This window comes from Sphingobacterium sp. FBM7-1 (assembly GCF_020687765.1).
Lineage (GTDB): Bacteria > Bacteroidota > Bacteroidia > Sphingobacteriales > Sphingobacteriaceae > Sphingobacterium.
In genome coordinates, this window is sequence record NZ_JAJEWJ010000008.1 from 1 (window position 1) to 21,205 (window position 21,205).

The following is a 21,205-nucleotide window of genomic DNA, read 5'->3' on the forward strand; positions in this document are numbered from 1 at the left end:
TATCAAATTTGCGAAATTGATGCGCACGGTATGCCGGATGAATGGGGCGAGGTTTATATCACGACCTCATCAAAGAATCACACGATCGCGCCGCTTACGCCTTTCCTGCGTTACGGTGTTCGTGTTCGGGCCATAAACGGCTATGGGCGTTCGGATTGGTCAGAGATGGTTTCACATGTAGTGCGTTAACGGGATGGAAGTCTACGTGAAACGCAGCAGGCAGGGGAAAAATAGTACCCTGTCTGAACTTTATATCGGCGGCGAGCACATTTGCTATGTGTTGGAGGATTCGGTGCGCGAGGAGAAAATCCCCACGAAAACAGCGATTCCGGTGGGGCGCTATAAACTTGCCTTCCGGCAGCTAGGCGGTATGCACGGCCGGTACAGCAAGCGTTTTCCGCGCTTTCATAAGGGAATGCTAGAGCTCCAGAATGTGCCCAACTACAGCTACGTCTACATCCATATCGGCAACAACTTCTCGGATACCTCGGGCTGCCTATTGGTGGGTTATACCATGGTATACGACAGGGATTTCGATGACTATGAGATCCTGGATTCGGAAAAGGCCTATGTGGCGCTTTACAAGAGAATAATTGCTGCGATGGAAAAGGAGGAGGTATTTGTGGTGGTGCAGGATATGATTCAACCGGAGCCCAAAGCAAAGCGTAAATCAAAAAAGAACGAAGATGAAAAAGATAGTTAGAAAAATTAGCCAAGTGGTACAGGTGGTACTGCTGGCGCCGATCAAGCTGCCCGTAAAGGCCTTGCAGGTACTGAAGTATGTGGCGGTGGGTTTGGGTATCATCGAGACGGTGCTCGACCAGGAGAAAGAAGAATCGGGTCCGACTGAAACTACGGGAAAGGAGGGCTTTAAGCACGGTCACTAATTCGTGCAACTCCGACTTCAATGAAGGAAATTTTTTCAATAACCTTTTGCCTGTCTGTCGAATGCGCGAATTGTGATTATCTTATAACTCATTCAAAAGTTCTTCTACAGGACGACCTTTCAATTTACCCTGTTTAATGAGATTGACATCTTCGATAGCTTCTCGGATTTCTTTTAAGAGATCACTCTCTTGGTATTCTACGGGTATGGCTTTCACATAAGGAAGGTCATTCAATAAAGCCAGAAGAAACTCAACCTTATTTTCTTTAACTTCTAACAAAATTTTCATGTTTAATATGTTTAAAACCTACAATGCGTATGATCCAAGATACACAATAAATTTTAATTATCTAACCGTTGAACTGCAAGTTGTTACATGCCTGTTCTTAGCGAAGGATTGGTTCATCGCCCTCCTTGAAGGCGTTGCTCGCTTCGAGCACTCTTTGCATGGCGCCCATGTCCTCCCCGGTCAGTATTGCACTGAACCGTCGCGCCCGCTGGCGCATAAGGATAAAGTTGTCTGGCTGCTGTCTGGGCGTCAACTGGCGAAGTGCTCCGAGATAATCTTCGTGATACTCCGGCGTGCTTAGGTTCCTAAGCGTTCTATGAGCTATAAATTCGGTGAGAGTGGGGTCTTAGATTCGATTGAGGGATTTTAATTAGAGATATGCGAAGCGGTGATTCAGAAATGTTCCTACTTGCATTTTTGATTGTAAAAGGTTATACTTGAACTAATAACAATTATAACATGCTGCCTTATTAATTATGACCAACAACAAGCGACCAAGACCACGCAAGCAAAACGACGAATTGCTCAAAGGAGCATTTGAAGAAAATTTCATTGATTTTCTGAGGTTTCTCTACCCAAATGCCGACGATATATTTGACTTCTCCAGAGCCATCGAATTTATGGATAAGGAGTTGTTGGCGATTATCCCCGACAGGGAGCGGAAAAAGGGCAAACGCATAGCCGATCTCTTGGCAAAGGTCTATCTGAAAGATGGAACGGAAAAATACATTATGCTCAACACGGAGATAGAGGGTGGTAATGATGCAGAATTTGCGAAACGCATCTACCAGTATAATTATAGAATTAGAGACCGATATGGTATTCCTCTAGCCACTATCGCAGTTTATACAGGAAGTCGTAACCAACCGAAACCTTCCGAATACATCGATGTGGTACTGGATACTTCTATCCGTTTTAGATATCGTGCCTACCATATCTTCGATCACAGCGAGGAAGAATTATTGGCGATGGACAATATCTTTGCTTTTGTAGTTTTAGCTTGCCAAAAAGCATTGCTTGAAGGCAAGGTGCCAGATGAGGAATTGGGTGAGGATAGGCTAAGTATAGCGAAAACACTGATAGGATATAATTACGATAAAGATCGCATCACGAATTTCCTTATCTTTCTCAAAAATTTTTTGTATATTAACAATTCAAAAATAAATAGTAAATTTGATCAAGAGATTATACAATTGACAGGAGGTTCAGTCGATATGAGTGTTATAGAAATAGTAAAGAAACAGGAAAGGCAACAGGGGAGACAGCAAGGTCGTTTGGAAGAACGTGCCAAAGCCGAAGCTGAAAAGTTAGCTGAAAAACTTAAATCTGCTTTGAAATTCAAAAATATGGGTATCCCCGTAAAGGATATTGCTGAAGGTTTGGGACTCACCGTTGAACAGGTCGAAAAACTGAAATAGTTTTTTAACAATATTATATGAGCAGGCGCTTTCTGGTAAAGGAAGCGCCTGTTTTAATTTGTACTTGCGTGTTATAACAGATAGCCAAGAACACCAAGCATTAGCTGGTTTCAGCCGGGACAATGATTCAGGAATAGACAGCGTTGAGTCCGTTGAAAATAATAGTACTGACCTGTAAGTTTTTTGTGTTTTCGACTACCTATAGTCTAAATTTAATATATGAATAGGTATTCGTTTTTCACGTTCCAGTATAATAGTGGGACTTCTGTTGTTTTTAACATATGGGATCACCCTGACTACTAATAAATATATCTCATTCATTATCATTATCGCGTTTTTTCTAATTCAACTTGGCGTTTTGTGTAGGATCTGGAAAAGACGACTGAAAAGCTTGGAAGATACCATAACAACTTTTAAATGAGCATCAAATTGAAACTTTAAAACTTCATCCGCTGTATCCTTACGGCATTTAAAATAGCCAGTAACGCTACGCCGACGTCTGCAAAAACAGCTTCCCACATCGTCGCCAATCCGCCGGCTCCTAGTAGGAGTACAATTGCTTTGACGCCAAAGGCTAAGCCGATATTTTGCCAAACGATTTTCTTGGTCTGTTTGCCGATCTGTATGGCCATCGGTATTTTATTGGGCTTATCATCCTGTATGACCACATCTGCCGTTTCGATGGTGGCATCGCTTCCCAAGCCACCCATGGCGATACCAACATCGCTCAATGCCACGACAGGCGCATCGTTTACACCGTCGCCGACAAAAGCAACGCTTTCGCCTTGCGCTTTGATGGCTTTAACGCGGTTTACTTTGTCTTCCGGCAATAGATCTCCAAAGGCGTTGTCTATTCCCAACTGCTCGGCTACATATTTTACAACGGTATTTTTATCTCCGCTGAGCATTGTGGTTTTAACGTTGAGCTTATGCAGCAGACGGATGGTTTCCTGCGCGTCTTCCTTGATACGGTCTGCAATGGTGATGTAGCCCACAAATTTGTTGTCGTAGGCCACGGCAATGGTCGTATAAACGATGCTGTTGGGGTCTACGTCGTAGGGGATGCCAAACCTATTCATCAGTTGGAAATTTCCGACCAATAAATCTTTGCCATTAACCGTTGATTTTAGTCCGTGTCCGGCAATTTCCTCGGTGTGTTCCAGTCGGATTTCAGGATTCGGTTTTCCAACGTATTCGTGAATAGCGGTAGCGACGGGGTGGCTGCTATGGCTTTCCAATACATTGACCAGCTGCAATATTTCTTCCTGATTGAAGGCTGGGTCAAAGACAACTTCCTGAACCTTGAAAACGCCTGCTGTGAGGGTGCCGGTCTTATCGAGCACGACGTTTTGGATAGTGGCAAGGGCATCTAAAAAATTACCACCTTTAAACAGGATTCCGTTGCTGCTTGCCGCGCCAATTCCACCGAAATAACCTAAAGGAATGGAAATAACTAACGCACAGGGGCAAGAAATAACCAAGAATATCAAAGACCGGTACAGCCAATCGCTAAACACATAATTTTCCACAAAGAAATAAGGCAAGAGGCAAATCACTACGGCCAAGAATACCACGATCGGGGTATAGATTTTTGCGAATTTCCGGATAAATAATTCTGTCGGTGCTTTTTGGGTAGTGGCGTTTTGCACCAATGCTAAAATTTTGCTCAGCTTACTGTCGGTGTAGGCGGTCGTAACCTTTACCTGTGACACGGTGTTGAGGTTGATCATCCCAGCCAAAACGGTTTCGCCTTTGTGCTTGGTGTCCGGCTTACTTTCCCCAGTCAAGGCCGATGTATTGAACGAAGCGGTTTGGGATAACAGTTCGCCGTCTAAGCCTAATTTTTCGCCGGGTTTGAGTTGTATGATCTCGCCAATGCCAACCGCCTCAGCCTTCACGGTTTGCGCCTCATTGTTTTTTAAAACCATTACTTCATCGGGCCGCTGGTCAAGTAAAGATTTGATATTTGATTTTGCGCGCGAAACAGCCATAGCTTGAAACACCTCGCCAACGGAATAGAACAGCATCACCGCAACCCCCTCGGGATATTCACCAATGGCAAATGCGCCGATAGTGGCGATACCCATCAAAAAGAATTCGGAGAAGATAGCGCCTTTTCGAATATGCGCGAGGGCTTCTCGGAGTACCGGCAAGCCAACGGGCAGATAAGCAGCCGCATACCAAATAATCCGTACCCAATCGGTAAACCACGTTTGCGGAAACCAATGATCCATGACGATACCGCCCAGCAAGAGCACAAGCGAGATGAGGGCAGGAAGAAATAGGTTGAAAATAGAAACCGTATCTGCTTCATGGGCATGGTCGTGTGGAATATTTGTTTCTTTAGGAGCGTAGTTCATAGGGTTTTATTTTTAAAATTACGAAAAATGAATGACACCGCTAGAAATCAGGGCGCAAACAAAGTCAGACCTCCAGATTATAATCGGGCTTTTCATAGAAAATCACCATTCTAGGTGGATTTTTGTACTTTTGAGCCATAAGGAAAGAAACTATGAAATACATACGCCTCACATTGTTATGCTTGGGCTTGTTGTTTGCAAAAGCAGGGCAGTCGCAGATACATTACCAGCCTTATTCTTACGAGCATTACCAACGAAATATGGCGCAGCTCTATGGCGATAGTATAACACATACCGCTGTCAAGCCATTTGTGGGGTCGCATATCGATCCGCGGCACGAAATCGGAGCACGCGATTCCTCGCGTAGCTGGGGATACCGCAAGCTTTTCCAGGAACATTTGGTGGAAGTGGTGAAGGATGACCATACCTTTTACTTGGACTTTATGCCAGATTTTATCCTAGGTTCGGAGCGCGGGACAAATAGCAAGAGTTTATGGACGAATACGCGGGGTGCGCAGGCGGGGCTTTCGATCAATAAGAAGTTTTCGCTCTATGTGAGTTTTTACGAGAACCAGGCACGCTACGCGAGTTTTATTGACAGCACCGCGCAACGGATTGGGAACTTGCCGGGGCAGGGTTTTTCCAAAAACCTGCATTCGGGTAAATACGACTGGATGAACGCGACGGCCAACCTGACGTACCAGGTCTCGGATGCTTTGAACCTGAGTGTGGCGTATGATAAATTGCATATTGGCGAGGGGTACCGTTCGGTGCTGGTCTCGGACAATCCCTATAATTTTACGCATGCCCGGGTGTCGGGTAAGGTGGGGCGTTGGCAGTACAACTCCATCTGGGCCTATATGAACGATTTGCGGCATCCGCGTGTGGTGGATGCGCAGGATCCTTTTTCGCCACGTTTGGGAAATGGGGTTAAATATGGGGCCTTTCAGTATGTGGATTACCTCGCCGGCGACAAGCTCTCGCTGGGGCTGTTTCATTCCTTGATTTGGGCACAGAACAATCAGCAAGTGGGTGGAAAGGCGAATGGCGGCTTAGGGCTCAACGTGAAGTACCGGCCTTTGCCACAATATATCTTTTACGCACAAGGCTATGCGGATGAATTTTCGAGCAACCGGATGGCGTTTCAGCTGGGGGGAAAGACCTATGATCTGTTTGGCCTGACGAATTTGAACTTGACCGCCGAATATAACCAAGCGGCGCGGGATACCTATGGACATCCGAATAGCCGGATCGATTATACCAGCAATGCCGAAGCCTTGGCGCATCCGGCGGGATCGAATTTTAAGGAACTGCTGGGTATCGCGACCTACCGGTGGAATCGCTGGGAGCTCTACGGCCAGTCCTTGTATGCGCGCTACGGCGCTGAACGGAGTAACTTGTTTTATCAGGAACTGCGTTTCTCCTACGTCATGAACCCGAAATATAATCTCCGCTGGGAGCTGGGGCTAATTGACCGTCGCCATAAAAACAGCGTTACGGATGCCTATCAGCAAGCTACGATCGTTACATTTGGCCTGCGTTCGTCGTTCCGGACGTTCCACCGGGAATACTAGGCATTCCCGCCTTCATTTTTTCTTGGAAATCGCTATTTATAAGGAAAGGGTCTCCTAATAAAATCCGTTAGACGTTAGCTTACATAAAAACTATTTTTCCTTTTCTACGTTCATTTAACAATTATAGTACACATAGATAAGCGATATAATGGAAAATAATAGTTTACTGCTGGAAGAAGCTAACCGAGTACTTCGTTTGTTAGCGAAGCGATATAATTACAATAAAAAGGTGTCTTGTATTGCTGACTTAGCGGAATTCAAGAACAGTATACTGCATATTTCCTGGAATGACGACGGCCGTGACTATGGTGGCGAACGTATCTACATTTTTTTGGATGATGGAATTGTTATCAATTTCGATGATCAGGTATATCTTCACTTGGGGGAGGAGTTTTTGGCGCTCAAAGAGCATTTTGAGGGGAGAGGTCAGGTATCGGCATAGCTAGATAAAAATTGCTACCTTTGTATACATGTTCAAAGCACGTGACCATATCGCCCCTGTGAAACGCATTGCGTTGATATGGTTTATTTTATTTGCGTTTACGCCCTGTGCTTTGAAGGCTGTTATATTCGGTGCGGTGGACGCGGAGCTTGTCCAGACGCTGAATAAGAATAAAGTCGCTGCTTTTGTTAACTACTGTCAATATGTTACGGAGGATCGTGTTCAAGCGGGTGCGGAACATGCGCCTGTCAAGGATATCTACCACCGTATTGTAGAAGGTTTAGCTGGTCGGCGCACCGATGTTTATACGATAAAGGTATGCGGTACGTGTCTAAACCCGCCTACGGGCAATAGCCCGCCTAAATATATTTTATTTAAACGATGGAAATTGGATGTGGTGTGATTGGATAAATCACATGACATTTTTTACGTTTAAATAAAATAGCAATTCAATGAAACAATATATGGATCGTGCAGCCCATGAGGCTGGACTTTTTACCCTGTCTCTGAGATGGGTAATCGGCTGGACTTATTTTTCAGCTTTTTGGAGACGTCTGATTTTAGACAATAAATTAATTCCTGAAGAAGCCGGTTATATCGGTGAGAAATTTAACCACTTCCTCCCCAATGCTTTGGGCATCAAGCCTGTTATCGAATATTTAGTGCTGAACCCGGATGCGTTACAAACAGCCATGATCGCCTTCACTATTGTGGAAGCTGTTGTCGGGCTGTTTATTATATTGGGTTTGTTTACGCGGCTGATGAGCGTAGGCGTGTTTTTTTTAGCGATGGGGATACTGTTGGGCTCGGGATGGCTAGGAACCACTTGCTTGGATGAATGGCAAATTGGTGTGCTCGGTGTGGCGAGCGGCTTCGTCTTGTTCCTGACGGGCAGTGGGCCTTATTCGCTTGATCATTATTTCATAAAACGATCGTATTCGTTTACGGGTAAAAAGTGGTTTACTTATCTAGGTTCGGGTATCATGCCTATAAAAAACCTGGCTCCGAAAGTTTTGTTTGTATCGATACTCATAGCCGGGCTGACGTTATTTACGAATCAATATTTTCATGGGGGTGTATTTGGTCAACTTCATAACAAGTCGGTCAAACCGAAAGTCGAGATCTCGCATGTACAACAGCAGGGTTCTCAGTTAGCTTTTCGACTGTTTCGAGTGGAGGGGGCCGATGTGTATGGCTCGTTCTTGATCGGTATACAGGTGCTGGACGAAAATAATCGTATTGTAAAATCTATCGATCAAGAGGAGTTGGCACAGTTTCCTGTGGAGCGCATTCATAACCACTATGTTGCTAAGATTAAACCAGGTCTTCACAGCCTGATTTTACCCCTCGGCGCAAAAGCAGATCTTACGATCGATTTGGGAGATATTACGCTGCGCGATGGATATCGCCTAAAGCTTATCGATATTAGCGGGATAACATGGACAGCTACAATTAGTTAGACCCGGAGGCGTATGTGCAATTTGGAAAGCAGATTTTCAGATTGCACATTTGCTTCTCCCTGTTTCAGGTAATTTTGAGTTATCCTCAAACCAGTATGCCATTATTGATGGCTAAGTCGTAAAAGAAGTTCGTCGGGTGGTAGGGCGATAATCTCTGATTTTTTAAAGTCTTTTACATTACGAGTTACGATGAAGTCTAGCTTTTTTACGGAATGAGCGGCTAATATTTGGATAGCATCCTCGAAATCATCATGGTTCGATAATAAGCTTTTTTTTATAATAGCTATGTCGATAGGGATGATTTCAATAAAATCTAATAATGAATATAAAATTTTTCGTAACTCCTGTTCTTTGATATATTTCTTCAACAGATAATGGGTGGTCGCAAAAGAGTGGGACGAGGTGTACAGCTTAATTTTGTTTTTACTCGCTAAATCAAAAATTTCAATGGCGAATTTGCTGAACGGACGCCTATCTGACAATAGATCTATAAGTATATTGGTGTCCACAAATATATGCTGCATTCTAGAGGTGTTTTGTTTCATAATATGTCGATAATTCCTTTTTTTCATCGAAATCATCAGGTAACTTTACCGAACCTATTATTTTTCTCAGTTTAGGAGAGACTTGTTGCAAGTCTTGATTTTCTTCAACGAGCGTACCGAGATAATTTTCTACCAATTCGGACAAACTTCGGCCTGTCTGCTTCGCATACTTTTTGGCTTTCTCAATAATGCGCTCTTCGACTGTGAGGGTTAATTTTGTTGCCATGACTATACGTATCTTTTTGATAAATATACGTATTTTGTTGGTAAATACAAAGTATACCTAGAACAATTATTACCCCTAAACGGAACAATAGTTACCCCCTTTTCTGCTTTTCGTCCCCTTAATTTTACAATTCCATTTTAAACATTAGGATTCAATTAACGACGAACGCAGGGGTGAATACACCTTCTAGTGGTTGTGAAACTGCCGGGAGGTGCTGTGAAATGGTTTTAAAGCTCACCCAGCTGGTTTAGCGTGGCTGTAGGGGTTATTGCAGGTTTTTTTTGGTGTTCCTGATCAGAAAGATCCAGTTTTGGCACAGTGATCACAAGCCTTCGGGCACAGCGATCTATCTAGAACCGATAGATGCTTCGTTAAACTAGCTAAAACAGAAAAATGGAAAAATACATGGAAACCATTCAACGTCTCGCGGAGACTGCGGCCTATACTTTCAGTCAACATGAAAGTTTGCAGATGATGGCCGTGGGAACTTCGGAGAAGTGTAAACTTTATTTTATTTAACCGTGCATAGGCAGGGATAAAAGGGGGGACCGGGCGCACCCCCTTTTCCATAGCCGACGCCAACCATGAACCTAAGGGGTCTAGCTAACCAATTACCCATACATTAAAAACGTATCTATGAACAAGAAAATGAAAAATACAGGGGTGCTTGTGCACACCGGTGCCGATAGGAATGAGATATCGGCCGATGACTGGAACAAGGGTATAAAATGTATTACCTTACTCTACCATTGGGGGATGATCGAGGGCTATGAAGATGCACTTCGCATCATGGGGCTTTATCAGAACTGGATAATGCAGGGAGCTTTTAAGCATGATGAGACCTTATTGCCGCAATTACAGGGACATTTACCGCCCATTATGGGGCCAAAGATATGGGCCTGCTTTCATGTGGGGCCGTATGCCTTATTGGCTCGTGCACTCCTCCAGCGGGGAGAAGGTTTGGTGGTATTGTTGAAGGAATCCGTCTATAAGGAACAATACCCGATATATGTGGAGCATTTTAAGCGTATGTTCGGCAGAGCGCCGGAGCCAACGGAATTGTATTTTGTATGTGCAGAAGAAATGGGCGCGCTTATTAAATTGCGACATTGTATAGAAAGGGGGTTGCATGTGCTATGCTATGTTGATGGACAGGAAGGGGCTATCGCCGATCGGGGCTGGACGAGCGTGAATGTGCATCATATACCGCTGGATGTGCGACAAGGGATGGCGGTTTTGAGTCAATGGACTAAAACACCCATATGTCCGTTGTTGATGACCGTGGAGGAGGATAGGCTGCGGGTACGTTATCGTCCGGAAATTGCAGTGACGTGCAAGGACGATTATGGTCCGGCATTGCAATATGCTTATCAATTGTTGGAGACGCTACGGCCGGAAGAGTTTATTCAGTGGGAATTTCCCCATCACCTATTTGCGAACATGGAATCGGTACCGGTTCCTGACCGGGACGATTTATTGGTGCCCGTGGATGTACAGGGAAAAATAAGAATCTTTAATATGGGATCTAGACAGATTTTGGCCTGTCGGGAGGAAGCGCAGTCGGCGGTAGAGGATTTACGGGTACATATTTCAAAAATATTTTAGTTTGTTGCTGTTTAATAAAAATATTATGTAATTTTAAGTTTCAAGAATAATCTCTTAAGAAATAAATAGCTGCATGTCTCAGATGGCGGATCATGCAGTAATGACTTAGCGGTCTTAATTCGTGTATATATGACGAAAGCTATCCTTTTTAAACCTTTTCCTATTTATATCCACGTAATCGGCTGGGTAGTTTATCTGCTATGGATAGGCGGCGTCAATGTTTTTAAATACGGTTGGAGCCACCTATGGGTAGTCTTGGCGCTCACGCCGGTTATGTTGGCTATATTCTATTTTAATTGGAATGGGTTGCGAAAGCTTTTTAAGAACGGATGGAACTGGAAAGGTATTGGACTCTCCCCGCTTTATCTGCTGTTATTATTGTATCTCGGCTATCAAGTGTTATATGGTTTTCCCAATGAATTTTCGGAGCGTATACTGCGGTCGCCCGAGAATCCGGTGTTTGATGTTACGATGTTTGTTATTGAGGTTGCTGGGTTTTATTGGGCGTTTGCTTATAAGGGGCTGGGACTGGCTGCGGCAGAGGTTCTCTATAATTTGCTAAAGGTGCGCTACGTCTATCTGACAGGAAAGCGACAGATCTTGGAGGAGGAGCGTCAACGTATCTGTATGCAGCGATGGATTTCCCATTTCTTGGGTAATTTGAATCAGAGCCTAATTTTTGCAATCAAGAAGGGGAACGCCTCGTTCCGTGTGCTGGAATCCTATGGTATCATCTGGGCATTTGGCATGCGTATTATAGCCAGAGAAAAGAGTTTCTTTATTCCTTTGGATCTTGAATTGTATCATCTGAAACGTTTAAGGGGGATGTATCCGCTGGAGACGCTTCAAGTGGAGGTTGGTGGAGAGACGAGCGGTGTGCAGGTGCTACCGATGGCTTTGTTGGCGCTCTATAAAAATATGTACAAGCATGGTGACGTACAATCGGAATCGGATGCTGTTTTTAAAGTCGATTGTGCGACAGACAGGCTAGTAGTGCGGACGGAAAATAGGTTGGCTCCAAGGTCGGCTTGGGTGTATCAAGAGGGTGGAGCGGGGCTACAACAACTAAAAGATATCCTCGGTATGCAGTATGGGGATAGGGCGCGTTTGGCATATCGTACGGAAAACGAGACATTTTTTTTAGAGATCGAAATACGAGTAAATAATGGACGTGTACAAAACAATTTTGAAGCTAGCGGATGCGAAAAAGAAAATTCGGGTCGCCGTGCTGGATGACGAACAGGATGCGGTAGAACATCTCGTTGACTTTATTAGATTGACGGATGATTTTGAATTGGTCTTTACGGCCAATAATCCTCGGGAGATGTTGGCCCGGCTCAAGAAAGACGCGGTGGATGTGTTATTCCTCGATATGGAAATGCCGGGGATGCATGGGATGAAGTTTATTCCACAGCTTAATTTTCTAAAAACGGTAAATCCGCTGATCGCTGATTTGCAGGTGGTGGTCTGTACGGCGCACGAACATTTTGCGCGGGAATCTTTTGATCGTAAGGTGACGGATTACCTCACGAAGCCTATTTATTTTGATCGGTATATCGAGGCTGTTGCGGAGGTCAAAAAACGATTGCTGCCGTTAGGGCTGAATTACCTGGATCGGAACAATCACTGTTTGCTGGTTTATGGTCAGCGGGGTTTGGAAATTGCCCGACTGAATTATGATGAGATCATTTATGTGGAAGCGAATGATGATAAGACCTGGTTATGGATTAGTCAGACCGAATATTTTGAAACGTACGAGAAAATAAGCGAGGTGTTGCTACGGCTGCCGAAAGCGAATTTTGTGCGGGTGCACCGTAGCTATGCGATTTCGCTCAATCATTTTAAACAGATAATAAGTGTCACGGGGAGTAAGGACAAGCGAATTCAATTGGCCGGTACGGATACCGGAATTCCTATAGGAGCGAAAGATAAGTATCCGCTGTTCGAGCAATGGTTGGGTGAAAATGCTATTCGCGGAAAGAAGGTCTCGACAATAGCGCTGAGAGAATAAGATGGAGCACCGGTAATGTACCGGTGCCGTGATCCTGCTTGCCTAAAAGGCGAAGTCGAGCCAGTCACTTTCGCCTTCGTAGCTGACAACGAGTTCGGCATGGTTGCTTAACGCGAAGTTGGACGCTAGCTGCGCAATATCGAGTTGCATATTATAAATGCAGTTTTCGACCAGATCCTGACGGAATCCTTTTTCTTGCATATCGAGCACATATTGGATGTTGACGAGTCTAGCAATTATTTTTCCGAGGTCGACTAATTTTCGCTGTGCGAGGTTATCGCTTACCGTAAATTGAAGTTGTTCCCGGAAATGGGGAACGGCTTTCTCGGTTTGTGGTAAGCTAGCCAATGATTGGTAGAACGAGCTTTCTTTTTGACGCTTCATCCGTTTTAAAACGATTTCTGCGATTTGGGTGTATAGCATCTCGTTCGATCCTTCAAAAATCTGGAACGGCCGGCTGTCGATAATGCCTCTTCCGGCAATATGGTTGATTTTGTATCCGTTGGCACCGGAAACTTGCAAACAAAGTTGCGCGGATTCCTGCATGAGGTCGGTGACTAAGGCTTTCATGCTGTTGGCTTCGAGGCCTTCGGTAGCGAGGTTGTACTCGATACCGCTGATAGTGCTGCTCCGGGCACACATGCCGGAACAGATCGTGAAAGCAGTTTGTATTCTGGAAAGCTGATATTGTACGGCATCTAGGGCGAGCAGGTTACCTGCGCCGACCATACGGTTGGTGCAGTGTTGTAGTGCTTCGTCTAACATACGTTTGATAAAGCCCATGCCCATGCCGGGAAATTGCAAACGGCTGCGGTGCAGGATATCCAGCATCATCTTGATGCCGGTGCTCTCTGGCTGTAATCGCTGATAGGTCGGAACCTCCAGGTCAATCACATTTAGACCGTATGGAATCATGTATAAGCCTAGGTTGCTGTATAGCTGTTCTACCTTAATGTGTTGTTTAGGATCGGCGTTGTCCGTGACGAAGAAGTCAACGTCCCGTGCCAGTTCACCGTCGCTTACCTGCTTGCGGGCGGCGACTAACCAGTAATCGGCCTGACCGGTAAGACCTTGCCAGTGTTTCTTTCCACTGATGGCATAACCTTCGTCTGTATTGCGGTAAGCGGTGCGCATGTTTAACGCATCGCTTCCGTAATCGGGCTCGGTAATCATGAGTCCGCCCATGCGGTGACCGCTCAGGAATTCTGGAAATACTTTTTCTTTTATTTTATCGTCGCCGTATTTGGCCAATGGCTCTAAAAACAGAGCGATATTGATACCAAACGTGAGGGAAAGGGGAAGGGATTCGTAGGATGCGGCGGAAAGAACACTTAAACACTCTTTCACTACGCTGCCACGGCCGCCATAGGCTGTCGGGACGGCTACTGCGAGTGGATGGGTTTCCATGATGTCCCGCCAGATGTGCGGAGGTAGTCCTCGGTCGTGGCTTAATTCATTAATGTCTTGCTGCTCGTGAAAGACACGCTTAAGGACCTGATTAAACTTTGCTATAAATACGGACAGTTCTTCCTTACCTGACTCCATGTAACACGTTTTAAATAATATTGATGAGCAAACTTACGCAAAATGCCCTGTATTCGGGATATTCAATTTGAAAAATTTATGGAGAGGTGTTTCCTTTACCGCTTTTTGATCACAAGTATGGGCATGGTCTGATTGCTCCGTATGAGGTCATTCGTGGTACTTCCGATGAAAAGTCGTGTTATATTGTTGGCGCCCCGGGCGGAAATCACAATCATATCGAATTTTCCTTTTTCGGCTTCGCGCCGGATGGCCTCCACGACCGAATATTCTTTTTTATCGACATACTTAAATTGGATATCGGCTGGTAAGGCGTGTTTCTTCTGGAGCTCCAAGAAACGGCTGTGTAAGTGCTTCCTGGTTTGTTCTTGCGCTTTCTCCCGGTCGATATAGGGGAAGTAAAACGAAGGGATACCATACACATGCAGGGCCTCGATTTCGCTTTTTGTCTGTCGTGCGAGTAGCAGAGCGGCTTGCAAGGCCTGGACGGAGTTGCCGCTGAAGTCAGTCGTAGCAAGGATCTTTTGGAGTTCGAGACGGGCGCCTTCAGGTACAAGGAGCAAATGGGTGTTTAGCATGCGAACAAGCTTCTGGGGCAGGCCGCCGGTTCCTTTTAGCTCGCTTTTGTCGCCCACAACGACGACGTCTATTTGGTGGTCGACGGCTAGTTCGGTCAGCGCACTTTCGGTGTGTTGCTCGTTGGTTACGATAAGGGAATGGTCACTGGCACCGGTATAGTTCTGGGTGATATTGCGTTTGAGCTCTTCTTCGATGATCTCGTCGATTCGGATGTCTTCGCCAAGAATATCTTCGTATAGTTGGTTGAGTACGGACTGCTTGATATTGTGTGCAAAATAGATGTGCTGGATGGAGAAGATGCTATTTAAAAAGCTCATATAACGGAGCAATACGGCATCCATCTCGGTCAAGTCGAGCGCCACCAAAATATTCAGTTTTTTATCGAGGGTATTTTTCTTATTCATCATTTTTAGGGGTATTATCATCAGCCGGAGGAGGTGGGGCGGCCTGGCTGCGTTGCTGGCGCTCTTCTCGTTCTCGATTGACTAAGTCCAAAATATTTTTTTGATAGGTTTCTTTTTCACTAAGCAATTTTTTTCGTTCATCTTTTTGGTAGTCTTCCTGCAGGCCAGAGAAGAGCGAGAAACACATCATGACGAGCAGGATGGCAAAGGGTAGTCCGGAAATGGTAACGGCGGTCTGTAATGCATTTAGTCCGCCACCGTACATCAGGACGGCTGCTACTATGCCTGTTGCTACGGCCCAGATCACGCGTTGGAAAGCGGGGGTCTTAGCTCCGCCTGAGGTAAGGCTGTCTACCACCAATGCGCCAGAATCGGCCGAGGTAATAATGAAGCTGCAAATTAGTATTAGACCGAGGATCTTTAGTACGATAGCTAAAGGAAACTTGTCGAAGAAAACATACAATGCGGTCGAAATGTTGTCGTTGACGGCACTTATCAAGGCGGTGTCACCCGCAAGGATATCTTTCATTGTGGTTCCGCCAAAGGCGGTGAACCAAAGAAAGGTGACCATAGCAGGTAATATCAACACGCAGAGCATAAACTCCTTGATCGTGCGCCCCCGTGAAATTCGAGCAATAAAGGTGCCGACAAAGGGTGACCAAGAAATCCACCATCCCCAATACATAATGGTTCGTATCTTTTGCCACTCGGTGTCTTGAAGAGACTCGGTCCAAGTAGACATGTCGATAAAGTTTGTCAGATAACTCCCGATATTTTGTATGTATGATTTTAGGATAAAGGTGGTTGGGCCGAGGATTAATACAAGAATGAAAATGATGAGGGCGACGCGAACGTTGAGCACGCTCAGTATCTTTACTCCTTTGTTGAGCCCGCTGAAAGCAGATAATGTAGCGGCCAATGTGACCGCTATAATGATCATGATTTGATAAAAGAGGGAGGAGGGTATGCCAAAGATATGGGTGAAGCCGGAGTTGATTTGTCCGACACCGAAGCCGATGGTGGTGGCTAATCCGAAGAGGGTGGTCAGCACGGCCATGACGTCTATCAGATCGCCCATCCAGCCGTATATACGGTTGCCGAGAAGGGGATAGAAGGCCGACCGAAGGGTCAGGGGCATTTTCCGGTTAAATGTAAAATAAGCTAGGGACAAACCTACCACAGAGTAGATGGCCCACCCGTGGATACCATGGTGCAGGAAGGAGAAATTAAGTGCTTCCTGCGCTATCAGGGTGGGGCTCTCGCCGGCAAGCCGCGGCGGATTTAAAAAGTCGCGCACCGGGTCGGCTATACTGAATAACACTAAGCCGTTGCCGATTCCGGCACTGAAAAGCATCGCAAACCACGAGGTCAGGTTGAATTCTGGTTTGGCGTCTTTTCCGCCTAGCCGGATGGAGCCGTATTTACCAAAGGCCATGTAAAGACAAAAAATGATAAAGATATTGACTGCCAAGGTGTAAACCCAGCCGCCATGTGCGGAAACATAGCTTTGGGCTAAGCCAAAATAATAGTCGGCTTGCTCCTGAAACAGGAGCGTGCCTCCAATGGACGCTACAATGACGACAATGGAGGCTAAAAACACAGTTTTGTTTACAACCAGCCCTAAAAGGTTCGTAACGGGATTTCTTCTGTTCGCTTTTATGGACATCATAGTAGATCTTCGGTGATGTAAGCAAACATACCCTTATTTAAGGGGTTTTTGCAAACCGGTGAGTTGGGACGCTTTGATAACTAACTTACATGATAGTATATACACGTGAAACAGTAAATTGTTTTTACTTGGGGGTGTGAGAGGGCATTTTGACGAATTTGCTATCGAATTATGACCGTTATGTGTATGCTGAAATTAGGACAGCCTGCCTAAATTTGCTTTATAAGCTATTTAAATTATATCCATATATAAAAGACGGATGACGATTATTTTCTTTTTTATTTTGTGTTTATTAAAATAAGTGTTATTTTGACATTAATTTTAAAAGTTGTTATAAACCGAAAAAACACATAAATACAACTAAAATGATAAACGTAAAATTAAATTTAAGCGTTGCGCTATTATCTGTGAGTATGCTGGCTCATAGTCAAAGCAGTATTAAGCTAACGGATCCGCCAACGGAAATTACCATTAACAAGCACATTTACGGACATTTTGCCGAACATCTGGGAAGATGTATTTACGATGGCTTTTATGTTGGTGAGGCGAATGATTCTATCGCGCACACGAATGGTGTGCGAAACGATGTGGTCGAAGCGTTGAAAAAACTGCAGATTCCGAACTTAAGGTGGCCGGGTGGCTGCTTTGCGGACACCTACCACTGGAAGGATGGTATTGGACCGAAAGAAGGACGTCCATCAATCGTGAACAACTGGTGGGGTGGTGTGACGGAAGATAATTCTTTTGGTACACACGATTTCCTGAATATGTGTGAGCTGTTGGAAACGGAACCATACTTAGCTGGAAACGTAGGGAGCGGCGAGGTGCAGGAGTTGGCAGACTGGGTACAGTACGTTAATTTTGCGGGAGAAAGTCCGATGTCGGATTTGCGGCGTGAAAATGGAAGAGAGAAGCCGTGGAACGTTAGATTCTGGGGTGTCGGCAACGAGGCTTGGGGCTGCGGTGGAAATATGACCGCTGAATATTATAGCGATATTTATAGAAAGTACGCAACCTTTATGGCCGATTGGGACAATAGCGGCGGTTTATACCGTATCGCTTCGGGTGCGAATAGCGCGGACTACCATTGGACAGAAACGCTGATGAAAAATATACCGAACCACTTGATGAAAGGGGTCGCGTTACACCATTATGCGGTTATCAACTGGAATAAAAAAGGCTCTTCTACGAAGTTCTCGGACGAGGATTACTTCAAAACAATGAAATCTGCTTGGTTTATGAATGAACTGGTGGAAAAGCATAGTGCTATCATGGATAAGTATGATCCGAAAGGACGTGTAGACTTGGTGGTGGATGAATGGGGCGGATGGTATGAGGTGGAGCCGGAAACAAATCCGGGTTTCTTATACCAACAGAATACGATGCGGGATGCCATGATCGCAGGAATGACCTTGAACATCTTTAATAACCATGCGAAACGGGTGAAAATGGCGAACCTTGCACAAACTATTAATGTTTTGCAAGCGGTGATCCTGACTAAAGGAAAGGATATGCTCGTAACACCTACTTATCATGTTATGGAAATGTATAAGGTTCATCAGGATGCGCAATTAATCCCGATCGAGCTCCAGAGTGATAGTTACAAGTACGGTGATGAAGAGTTACCGGCTATTTCTGCCTCGGCATCAAAAGATAAGCAAGGTAAGGTTCATATTTCTGTGGTTAATATTGATCCGAAGGGAAATAGGAAGGTGTCGTTAGATCTGGGATCTATTAAAGCAAAAAGCTTAACAGGAAGAATATTGACGGCAGAAAATCTTCGGGAACACAATACGTTCGAACAACCGAATACGGTGTTTCCAACGGAATATAAAGGCGCGAAGATGAAGGATAATCGGATAGATATCGAGATTCCGGCGCATTCAGTTATTGTATTGGAACTTATTTAATAACGAAGAAAGAAAATATGAAGAGGATATTATCGCTGACAACGGTGCTCGCCTTATGCGGCTCGTTGTTATACGCCCAAAATACGGTTGATCTGAACGTTCAGTTGGATCGGAGTACGGGTAAAATATCGCCCCATATGTGGGGGGTGTTTTTTGAGGACATCAATCTCGGCGCCGATGGCGGTATTTATGCGGAGTTGGTAAAGAACCGCTCATTTGAGTTTAACCATCCGATGATGGGGTGGAAACGCTTAGGCGACGTGCCAGAAGGGGCTTTTTTATTTGTTAACGATAGCCGGAGGAAAGGAAATCCACGCTCCTTGCGGATACATAAACCGGTAGATTTTAAAGCGGGTCTGCAAAATGAGGGGTTCCGCGGCATGGGGGTGAGAAAAGGAGAAGGCTATGAGTTTTCGTTGCTTTATCGGCAAGCGTCTCCTGGGATGCGGATTAAAGTGGAGTTGTTAAATGAACAGGAAGCGGTTATTGGTACAACGGTACTCCCTCTATCGGAGGGTAAAAACTGGCAGACGGGAACAGTGAGCTTCACGTCGTCGGAAACTTCTGCAAAAGGAAAATTAAATATCTGGATTGAAGGGGCTGGGGATGTTGAAGTGGATATGTTGTCGCTTTTCCCGAAAGAAACTTGGAAGAACAGGCCGAAAGGACTAAGGAAAGACATGGTGCAGATATTGGCGGATATGGAACCGGATTTTATTCGCTTCCCGGGCGGCTGTATCGTCGAGGGAAGAGATCTGGCGAACCGTTTTCAATGGAAGAAAACGGTGGGCCCGATCGAAGAACGTGAATTGATTATCAACCGTTGGAATACCGAATTTAATCATCGACTGACGCCGGATTATTTCCAGACGTTTGGGTTGGGCTTTTATGAGTATTTTTTGTTGGCGGAAGATCTCGGGGCGGAAGCGGTGCCGATCCTGAATTGTGGGATGGCTTGCCAGTTTAATACGGCAGAGGTTGTTCCTTTGGATGAACTGGACGAGTATATCCAGGATGCCCTGGATCTTATCGAGTTTGCGAATGGGAGTACCAATACGCAATGGGGGAAACTCCGGGCGGAAATGGGGCATCCGGAGCCGTTTAACCTGAAGATGTTAGGTGTCGGAAATGAAAACTGGGGGCCGCAATACATCGAACGGCTTGCAATTTTCCAGAAAGTATTGCAGGAAAAGCATCCGGAGATACAGATTATCGCCAGCTCGGGAACGGATCCTCAAGGGGAGCGGTTTGAGTTCCTAGATGAGAAGCTGCGTGAAATGAAAATCGATATCATTGACGAGCATTATTACCGTCCACCGGCGTGGTTCCTTTCTGGAGCAGATCGTTATGATGATTACGACCGTAACGGGCCGAAGATTTTTGCCGGAGAATATGCGTCGCACACAACACGACCTCAAGGTCCGGGAAGAAGTACGTGGGAGGCAGCGCTTTCAGAAGCAGCTTTCCTAACGGGCTTGGAACGGAATGGTGATGTCGTTACGATGGCTTCGTATGCGCCTTTGTTTGGCCATGTAGATGGTTGGCAGTGGTCACCTGACTTGATCTGGGTAGATAACCTAAATGTTTATGGTACGCCTAGTTACCACGTGCAGAAGTTGTATTCGTTGAACAAAGGAACTGATATCGTCCCGGTAAAACTGGGCGGGCAGAACGTGATCGGACAGGATAGCATCTACGCTTCAGCGGTGTATGATGCCCATGCTAAAGAGTTGATTGTTAAACTTGTTAATTATAACAATCGCTCGGTCGACGTCAGTTTGCAACTGGATACGAAGAAGAAAATCAAAGGGGATGCTACCAAGATTACCTTGGCCAACGCGGACTTGAATGTTGCAAATAGCATTGAAGAGCCCCTGATGATACAACCGAAGACCGAACAGGTGCGTTATAAAGGTAAAGTGCTTAAAGATACTTTTTCTCCTTATTCCTTCACCGTGATTAAAGTGCCGATACAATAACAAATACGGGAGGCCGCTCGTAAGAGAAGGCCTCCTTTTTAAACCTTTTTGCCCTTTACGACCTAAGCTAGCCGCGAACCAAAAAATAAATGTTTTTTCTATAATTGTATTATTTTGATTACATTTACAATACAATTACGAACAAAATTATAAACAAGTCGTAGACAGTAGTCTTTTTTCATAGTCATCGAAGTGATGACCGACAGTATTCGGTCGGCATATAGTTGGCTAATGTAGATAAGTGTTATGTTAACATTTTAAACGTTAACACGACTTATAGACCTATAATCATTTTTTTTATAAACT

General features: G+C 45.0%; 21 protein-coding genes. 14 read left to right on the top strand and 7 right to left on the bottom strand.

The window, feature by feature from the left end; translation table 11 throughout:
* From LKO28_RS12795 to LKO28_RS12805, 3 genes are all read left to right on the top strand, one after another.
* On the top strand, nucleotides 1-189 hold a 189-nt coding region (locus LKO28_RS12795), incomplete at its 5' end, for a fibronectin type III domain-containing protein (RefSeq protein ID WP_227693547.1).
* Nucleotides 190-193: 4 nt separating this feature from the next.
* Nucleotides 194-703, top strand: a complete 510-nt coding sequence (locus tag LKO28_RS12800) for a DUF5675 family protein (RefSeq protein ID WP_227695315.1) — start codon at nucleotides 194-196, stop codon at nucleotides 701-703.
* A complete protein-coding gene (locus LKO28_RS12805) occupies nucleotides 687-887 on the top strand; it encodes a hypothetical protein (protein WP_227695317.1) in 201 nt (66 codons plus the stop codon). Before LKO28_RS12800 ends, LKO28_RS12805 begins: the two co-directional genes overlap by 17 nt.
* An 81-nt stretch (nucleotides 888-968) precedes the next feature.
* Here the strand turns inward: LKO28_RS12805 and LKO28_RS12810 are convergent, their stop codons facing one another.
* On the bottom strand, nucleotides 969-1,175 hold the full coding sequence (locus LKO28_RS12810; protein WP_227695319.1) for a hypothetical protein: 207 nt from the start codon (nucleotides 1,173-1,175) through the stop codon (nucleotides 969-971).
* 476 nt (nucleotides 1,176-1,651) lie between these two features.
* Here LKO28_RS12810 and LKO28_RS12815 point away from each other — a divergent pair, with 476 nt between their 5' ends.
* Entirely contained in the window at nucleotides 1,652-2,593 is a 942-nt protein-coding gene (locus LKO28_RS12815; protein WP_227695320.1) for a hypothetical protein, read from the top strand.
* A 437-nt stretch (nucleotides 2,594-3,030) separates the two neighbouring features.
* Here LKO28_RS12815 and LKO28_RS12820 read toward each other — a convergent pair whose 3' ends face one another.
* Nucleotides 3,031-4,953 carry a heavy metal translocating P-type ATPase gene (locus tag LKO28_RS12820; protein ID WP_227695322.1) on the bottom strand — a complete coding sequence of 641 codons (1,923 nt, stop codon included), beginning with the start codon at nucleotides 4,951-4,953 and terminating at the stop codon, nucleotides 3,031-3,033.
* Nucleotides 4,954-5,105: 152 nt separating this feature from the next.
* Between LKO28_RS12820 and LKO28_RS12825 the strand changes: the two genes are divergently transcribed.
* The 4 genes from LKO28_RS12825 (at nucleotide 5,106) to LKO28_RS12840 (ending at nucleotide 8,429) form a co-directional block, all read left to right on the top strand.
* Complete coding sequence (locus LKO28_RS12825; RefSeq protein ID WP_227695323.1) at nucleotides 5,106-6,527, top strand: hypothetical protein; 1,422 nt, start codon at nucleotides 5,106-5,108, stop codon at nucleotides 6,525-6,527.
* Nucleotides 6,528-6,675: 148 nt separating this feature from the next.
* Nucleotides 6,676-6,969, top strand: coding sequence for a hypothetical protein (locus LKO28_RS12830; RefSeq protein ID WP_227695324.1), 294 nt, complete (start codon nucleotides 6,676-6,678; stop codon nucleotides 6,967-6,969).
* 28 nt (nucleotides 6,970-6,997) lie between these two features.
* Nucleotides 6,998-7,372, top strand: a complete 375-nt coding sequence (locus LKO28_RS12835; RefSeq protein WP_227695325.1) for a hypothetical protein — start codon at nucleotides 6,998-7,000, stop codon at nucleotides 7,370-7,372.
* 49 nt (nucleotides 7,373-7,421) lie between these two features.
* Nucleotides 7,422-8,429: a TQO small subunit DoxD gene (locus tag LKO28_RS12840; protein ID WP_227695326.1), complete on the top strand. Its 1,008-nt coding sequence runs from the start codon at nucleotides 7,422-7,424 to the stop codon at nucleotides 8,427-8,429.
* A gap of 101 nt (nucleotides 8,430-8,530) precedes the next feature.
* Here the strand turns inward: LKO28_RS12840 and LKO28_RS12845 are convergent, their stop codons facing one another.
* Nucleotides 8,531-8,953 carry a type II toxin-antitoxin system VapC family toxin gene (locus LKO28_RS12845; RefSeq protein ID WP_227695327.1) on the bottom strand — a complete coding sequence of 141 codons (423 nt, stop codon included), beginning with the start codon at nucleotides 8,951-8,953 and terminating at the stop codon, nucleotides 8,531-8,533.
* A gap of 1 nt (nucleotide 8,954) precedes the next feature.
* The gene (locus tag LKO28_RS12850) at nucleotides 8,955-9,200 is read right to left on the bottom strand and encodes a DUF6364 family protein (RefSeq protein ID WP_227695328.1); all 246 of its coding nucleotides are present in this window, start codon (nucleotides 9,198-9,200) and stop codon (nucleotides 8,955-8,957) included.
* Nucleotides 9,201-9,593: 393 nt separating this feature from the next.
* On the opposite strand from LKO28_RS12850, the gene LKO28_RS15470 reads away from it, so the two are divergent.
* The 4 genes from LKO28_RS15470 to LKO28_RS12865 all read left to right on the top strand — a co-directional run bounded on the left by LKO28_RS15470 (nucleotide 9,594) and on the right by LKO28_RS12865 (nucleotide 12,816).
* Nucleotides 9,594-9,719, top strand: a complete 126-nt coding sequence (locus LKO28_RS15470; RefSeq protein ID WP_262906116.1) for a hypothetical protein — start codon at nucleotides 9,594-9,596, stop codon at nucleotides 9,717-9,719.
* 117 nt (nucleotides 9,720-9,836) lie between these two features.
* Nucleotides 9,837-10,805 carry a hypothetical protein gene (locus LKO28_RS12855; protein ID WP_227695330.1) on the top strand — a complete coding sequence of 323 codons (969 nt, stop codon included), beginning with the start codon at nucleotides 9,837-9,839 and terminating at the stop codon, nucleotides 10,803-10,805.
* 129 nt (nucleotides 10,806-10,934) lie between these two features.
* On the top strand, nucleotides 10,935-12,041 hold the full coding sequence (locus LKO28_RS12860; RefSeq protein WP_227695332.1) for a hypothetical protein: 1,107 nt from the start codon (nucleotides 10,935-10,937) through the stop codon (nucleotides 12,039-12,041).
* Complete coding sequence (locus LKO28_RS12865) at nucleotides 11,977-12,816, top strand: LytR/AlgR family response regulator transcription factor (RefSeq protein ID WP_227695333.1); 840 nt, start codon at nucleotides 11,977-11,979, stop codon at nucleotides 12,814-12,816. The genes LKO28_RS12860 and LKO28_RS12865 overlap by 65 nt, the downstream gene beginning before the upstream one ends.
* A 42-nt stretch (nucleotides 12,817-12,858) precedes the next feature.
* On the opposite strand, the gene LKO28_RS12870 is transcribed toward LKO28_RS12865, so the two are convergent.
* The 3 genes from LKO28_RS12870 to LKO28_RS12880 form a co-directional block, all read right to left on the bottom strand.
* Nucleotides 12,859-14,361 carry an acyl-CoA dehydrogenase family protein gene (locus LKO28_RS12870; RefSeq protein ID WP_227695335.1) on the bottom strand — a complete coding sequence of 501 codons (1,503 nt, stop codon included), beginning with the start codon at nucleotides 14,359-14,361 and terminating at the stop codon, nucleotides 12,859-12,861.
* Between the two features lie 95 nt (nucleotides 14,362-14,456).
* A complete protein-coding gene (locus tag LKO28_RS12875; RefSeq protein WP_227695337.1) occupies nucleotides 14,457-15,344 on the bottom strand; it encodes a universal stress protein in 888 nt (295 codons plus the stop codon).
* Entirely contained in the window at nucleotides 15,334-17,010 is a 1,677-nt protein-coding gene (locus tag LKO28_RS12880) for a BCCT family transporter (protein WP_227695339.1), read from the bottom strand. The genes LKO28_RS12875 and LKO28_RS12880 overlap by 11 nt, the downstream gene beginning before the upstream one ends.
* A gap of 365 nt (nucleotides 17,011-17,375) precedes the next feature.
* On the opposite strand from LKO28_RS12880, the gene LKO28_RS12885 reads away from it, so the two are divergent.
* Both LKO28_RS12885 and LKO28_RS12890 read left to right on the top strand, forming a co-directional pair.
* Nucleotides 17,376-18,920: an alpha-N-arabinofuranosidase gene (locus LKO28_RS12885; RefSeq protein ID WP_227695340.1), complete on the top strand. Its 1,545-nt coding sequence runs from the start codon at nucleotides 17,376-17,378 to the stop codon at nucleotides 18,918-18,920.
* Nucleotides 18,921-18,937: 17 nt separating this feature from the next.
* Nucleotides 18,938-20,899 (top strand): alpha-L-arabinofuranosidase C-terminal domain-containing protein, encoded by a 1,962-nt coding sequence (locus LKO28_RS12890; RefSeq protein WP_227695341.1) that lies wholly within the window; start codon nucleotides 18,938-18,940, stop codon nucleotides 20,897-20,899.
* Nucleotides 20,900-21,205 lie beyond the last annotated feature (306 nt).

Coding starts and splice junctions, on each gene's coding strand:
- LKO28_RS12875 (WP_227695337.1), bottom strand. CDS start 15,344: ATGATGAATAAGAAAAATACCCTCGATAAAAAACTGAATATTTTGGTG.
- LKO28_RS12805 (WP_227695317.1), top strand. CDS start 687: ATGAAAAAGATAGTTAGAAAAATTAGCCAAGTGGTACAGGTGGTACTG.
- LKO28_RS12815 (WP_227695320.1), top strand. CDS start 1,652: ATGACCAACAACAAGCGACCAAGACCACGCAAGCAAAACGACGAATTG.
- LKO28_RS12885 (WP_227695340.1), top strand. CDS start 17,376: ATGATAAACGTAAAATTAAATTTAAGCGTTGCGCTATTATCTGTGAGT.
- LKO28_RS12890 (WP_227695341.1), top strand. CDS start 18,938: ATGAAGAGGATATTATCGCTGACAACGGTGCTCGCCTTATGCGGCTCG.
- LKO28_RS12880 (WP_227695339.1), bottom strand. CDS start 17,010: ATGATGTCCATAAAAGCGAACAGAAGAAATCCCGTTACGAACCTTTTA.
- LKO28_RS12845 (WP_227695327.1), bottom strand. CDS start 8,953: ATGCAGCATATATTTGTGGACACCAATATACTTATAGATCTATTGTCA.
- LKO28_RS12850 (WP_227695328.1), bottom strand. CDS start 9,200: ATGGCAACAAAATTAACCCTCACAGTCGAAGAGCGCATTATTGAGAAA.
- LKO28_RS15470 (WP_262906116.1), top strand. CDS start 9,594: ATGGAAAAATACATGGAAACCATTCAACGTCTCGCGGAGACTGCGGCC.
- LKO28_RS12870 (WP_227695335.1), bottom strand. CDS start 14,361: ATGGAGTCAGGTAAGGAAGAACTGTCCGTATTTATAGCAAAGTTTAAT.
- LKO28_RS12830 (WP_227695324.1), top strand. CDS start 6,676: ATGGAAAATAATAGTTTACTGCTGGAAGAAGCTAACCGAGTACTTCGT.
- LKO28_RS12840 (WP_227695326.1), top strand. CDS start 7,422: ATGAAACAATATATGGATCGTGCAGCCCATGAGGCTGGACTTTTTACC.
- LKO28_RS12800 (WP_227695315.1), top strand. CDS start 194: ATGGAAGTCTACGTGAAACGCAGCAGGCAGGGGAAAAATAGTACCCTG.
- LKO28_RS12820 (WP_227695322.1), bottom strand. CDS start 4,953: ATGAACTACGCTCCTAAAGAAACAAATATTCCACACGACCATGCCCAT.
- LKO28_RS12835 (WP_227695325.1), top strand. CDS start 6,998: ATGTTCAAAGCACGTGACCATATCGCCCCTGTGAAACGCATTGCGTTG.
- LKO28_RS12825 (WP_227695323.1), top strand. CDS start 5,106: ATGAAATACATACGCCTCACATTGTTATGCTTGGGCTTGTTGTTTGCA.
- LKO28_RS12855 (WP_227695330.1), top strand. CDS start 9,837: ATGAACAAGAAAATGAAAAATACAGGGGTGCTTGTGCACACCGGTGCC.
- LKO28_RS12860 (WP_227695332.1), top strand. CDS start 10,935: ATGACGAAAGCTATCCTTTTTAAACCTTTTCCTATTTATATCCACGTA.
- LKO28_RS12810 (WP_227695319.1), bottom strand. CDS start 1,175: ATGAAAATTTTGTTAGAAGTTAAAGAAAATAAGGTTGAGTTTCTTCTG.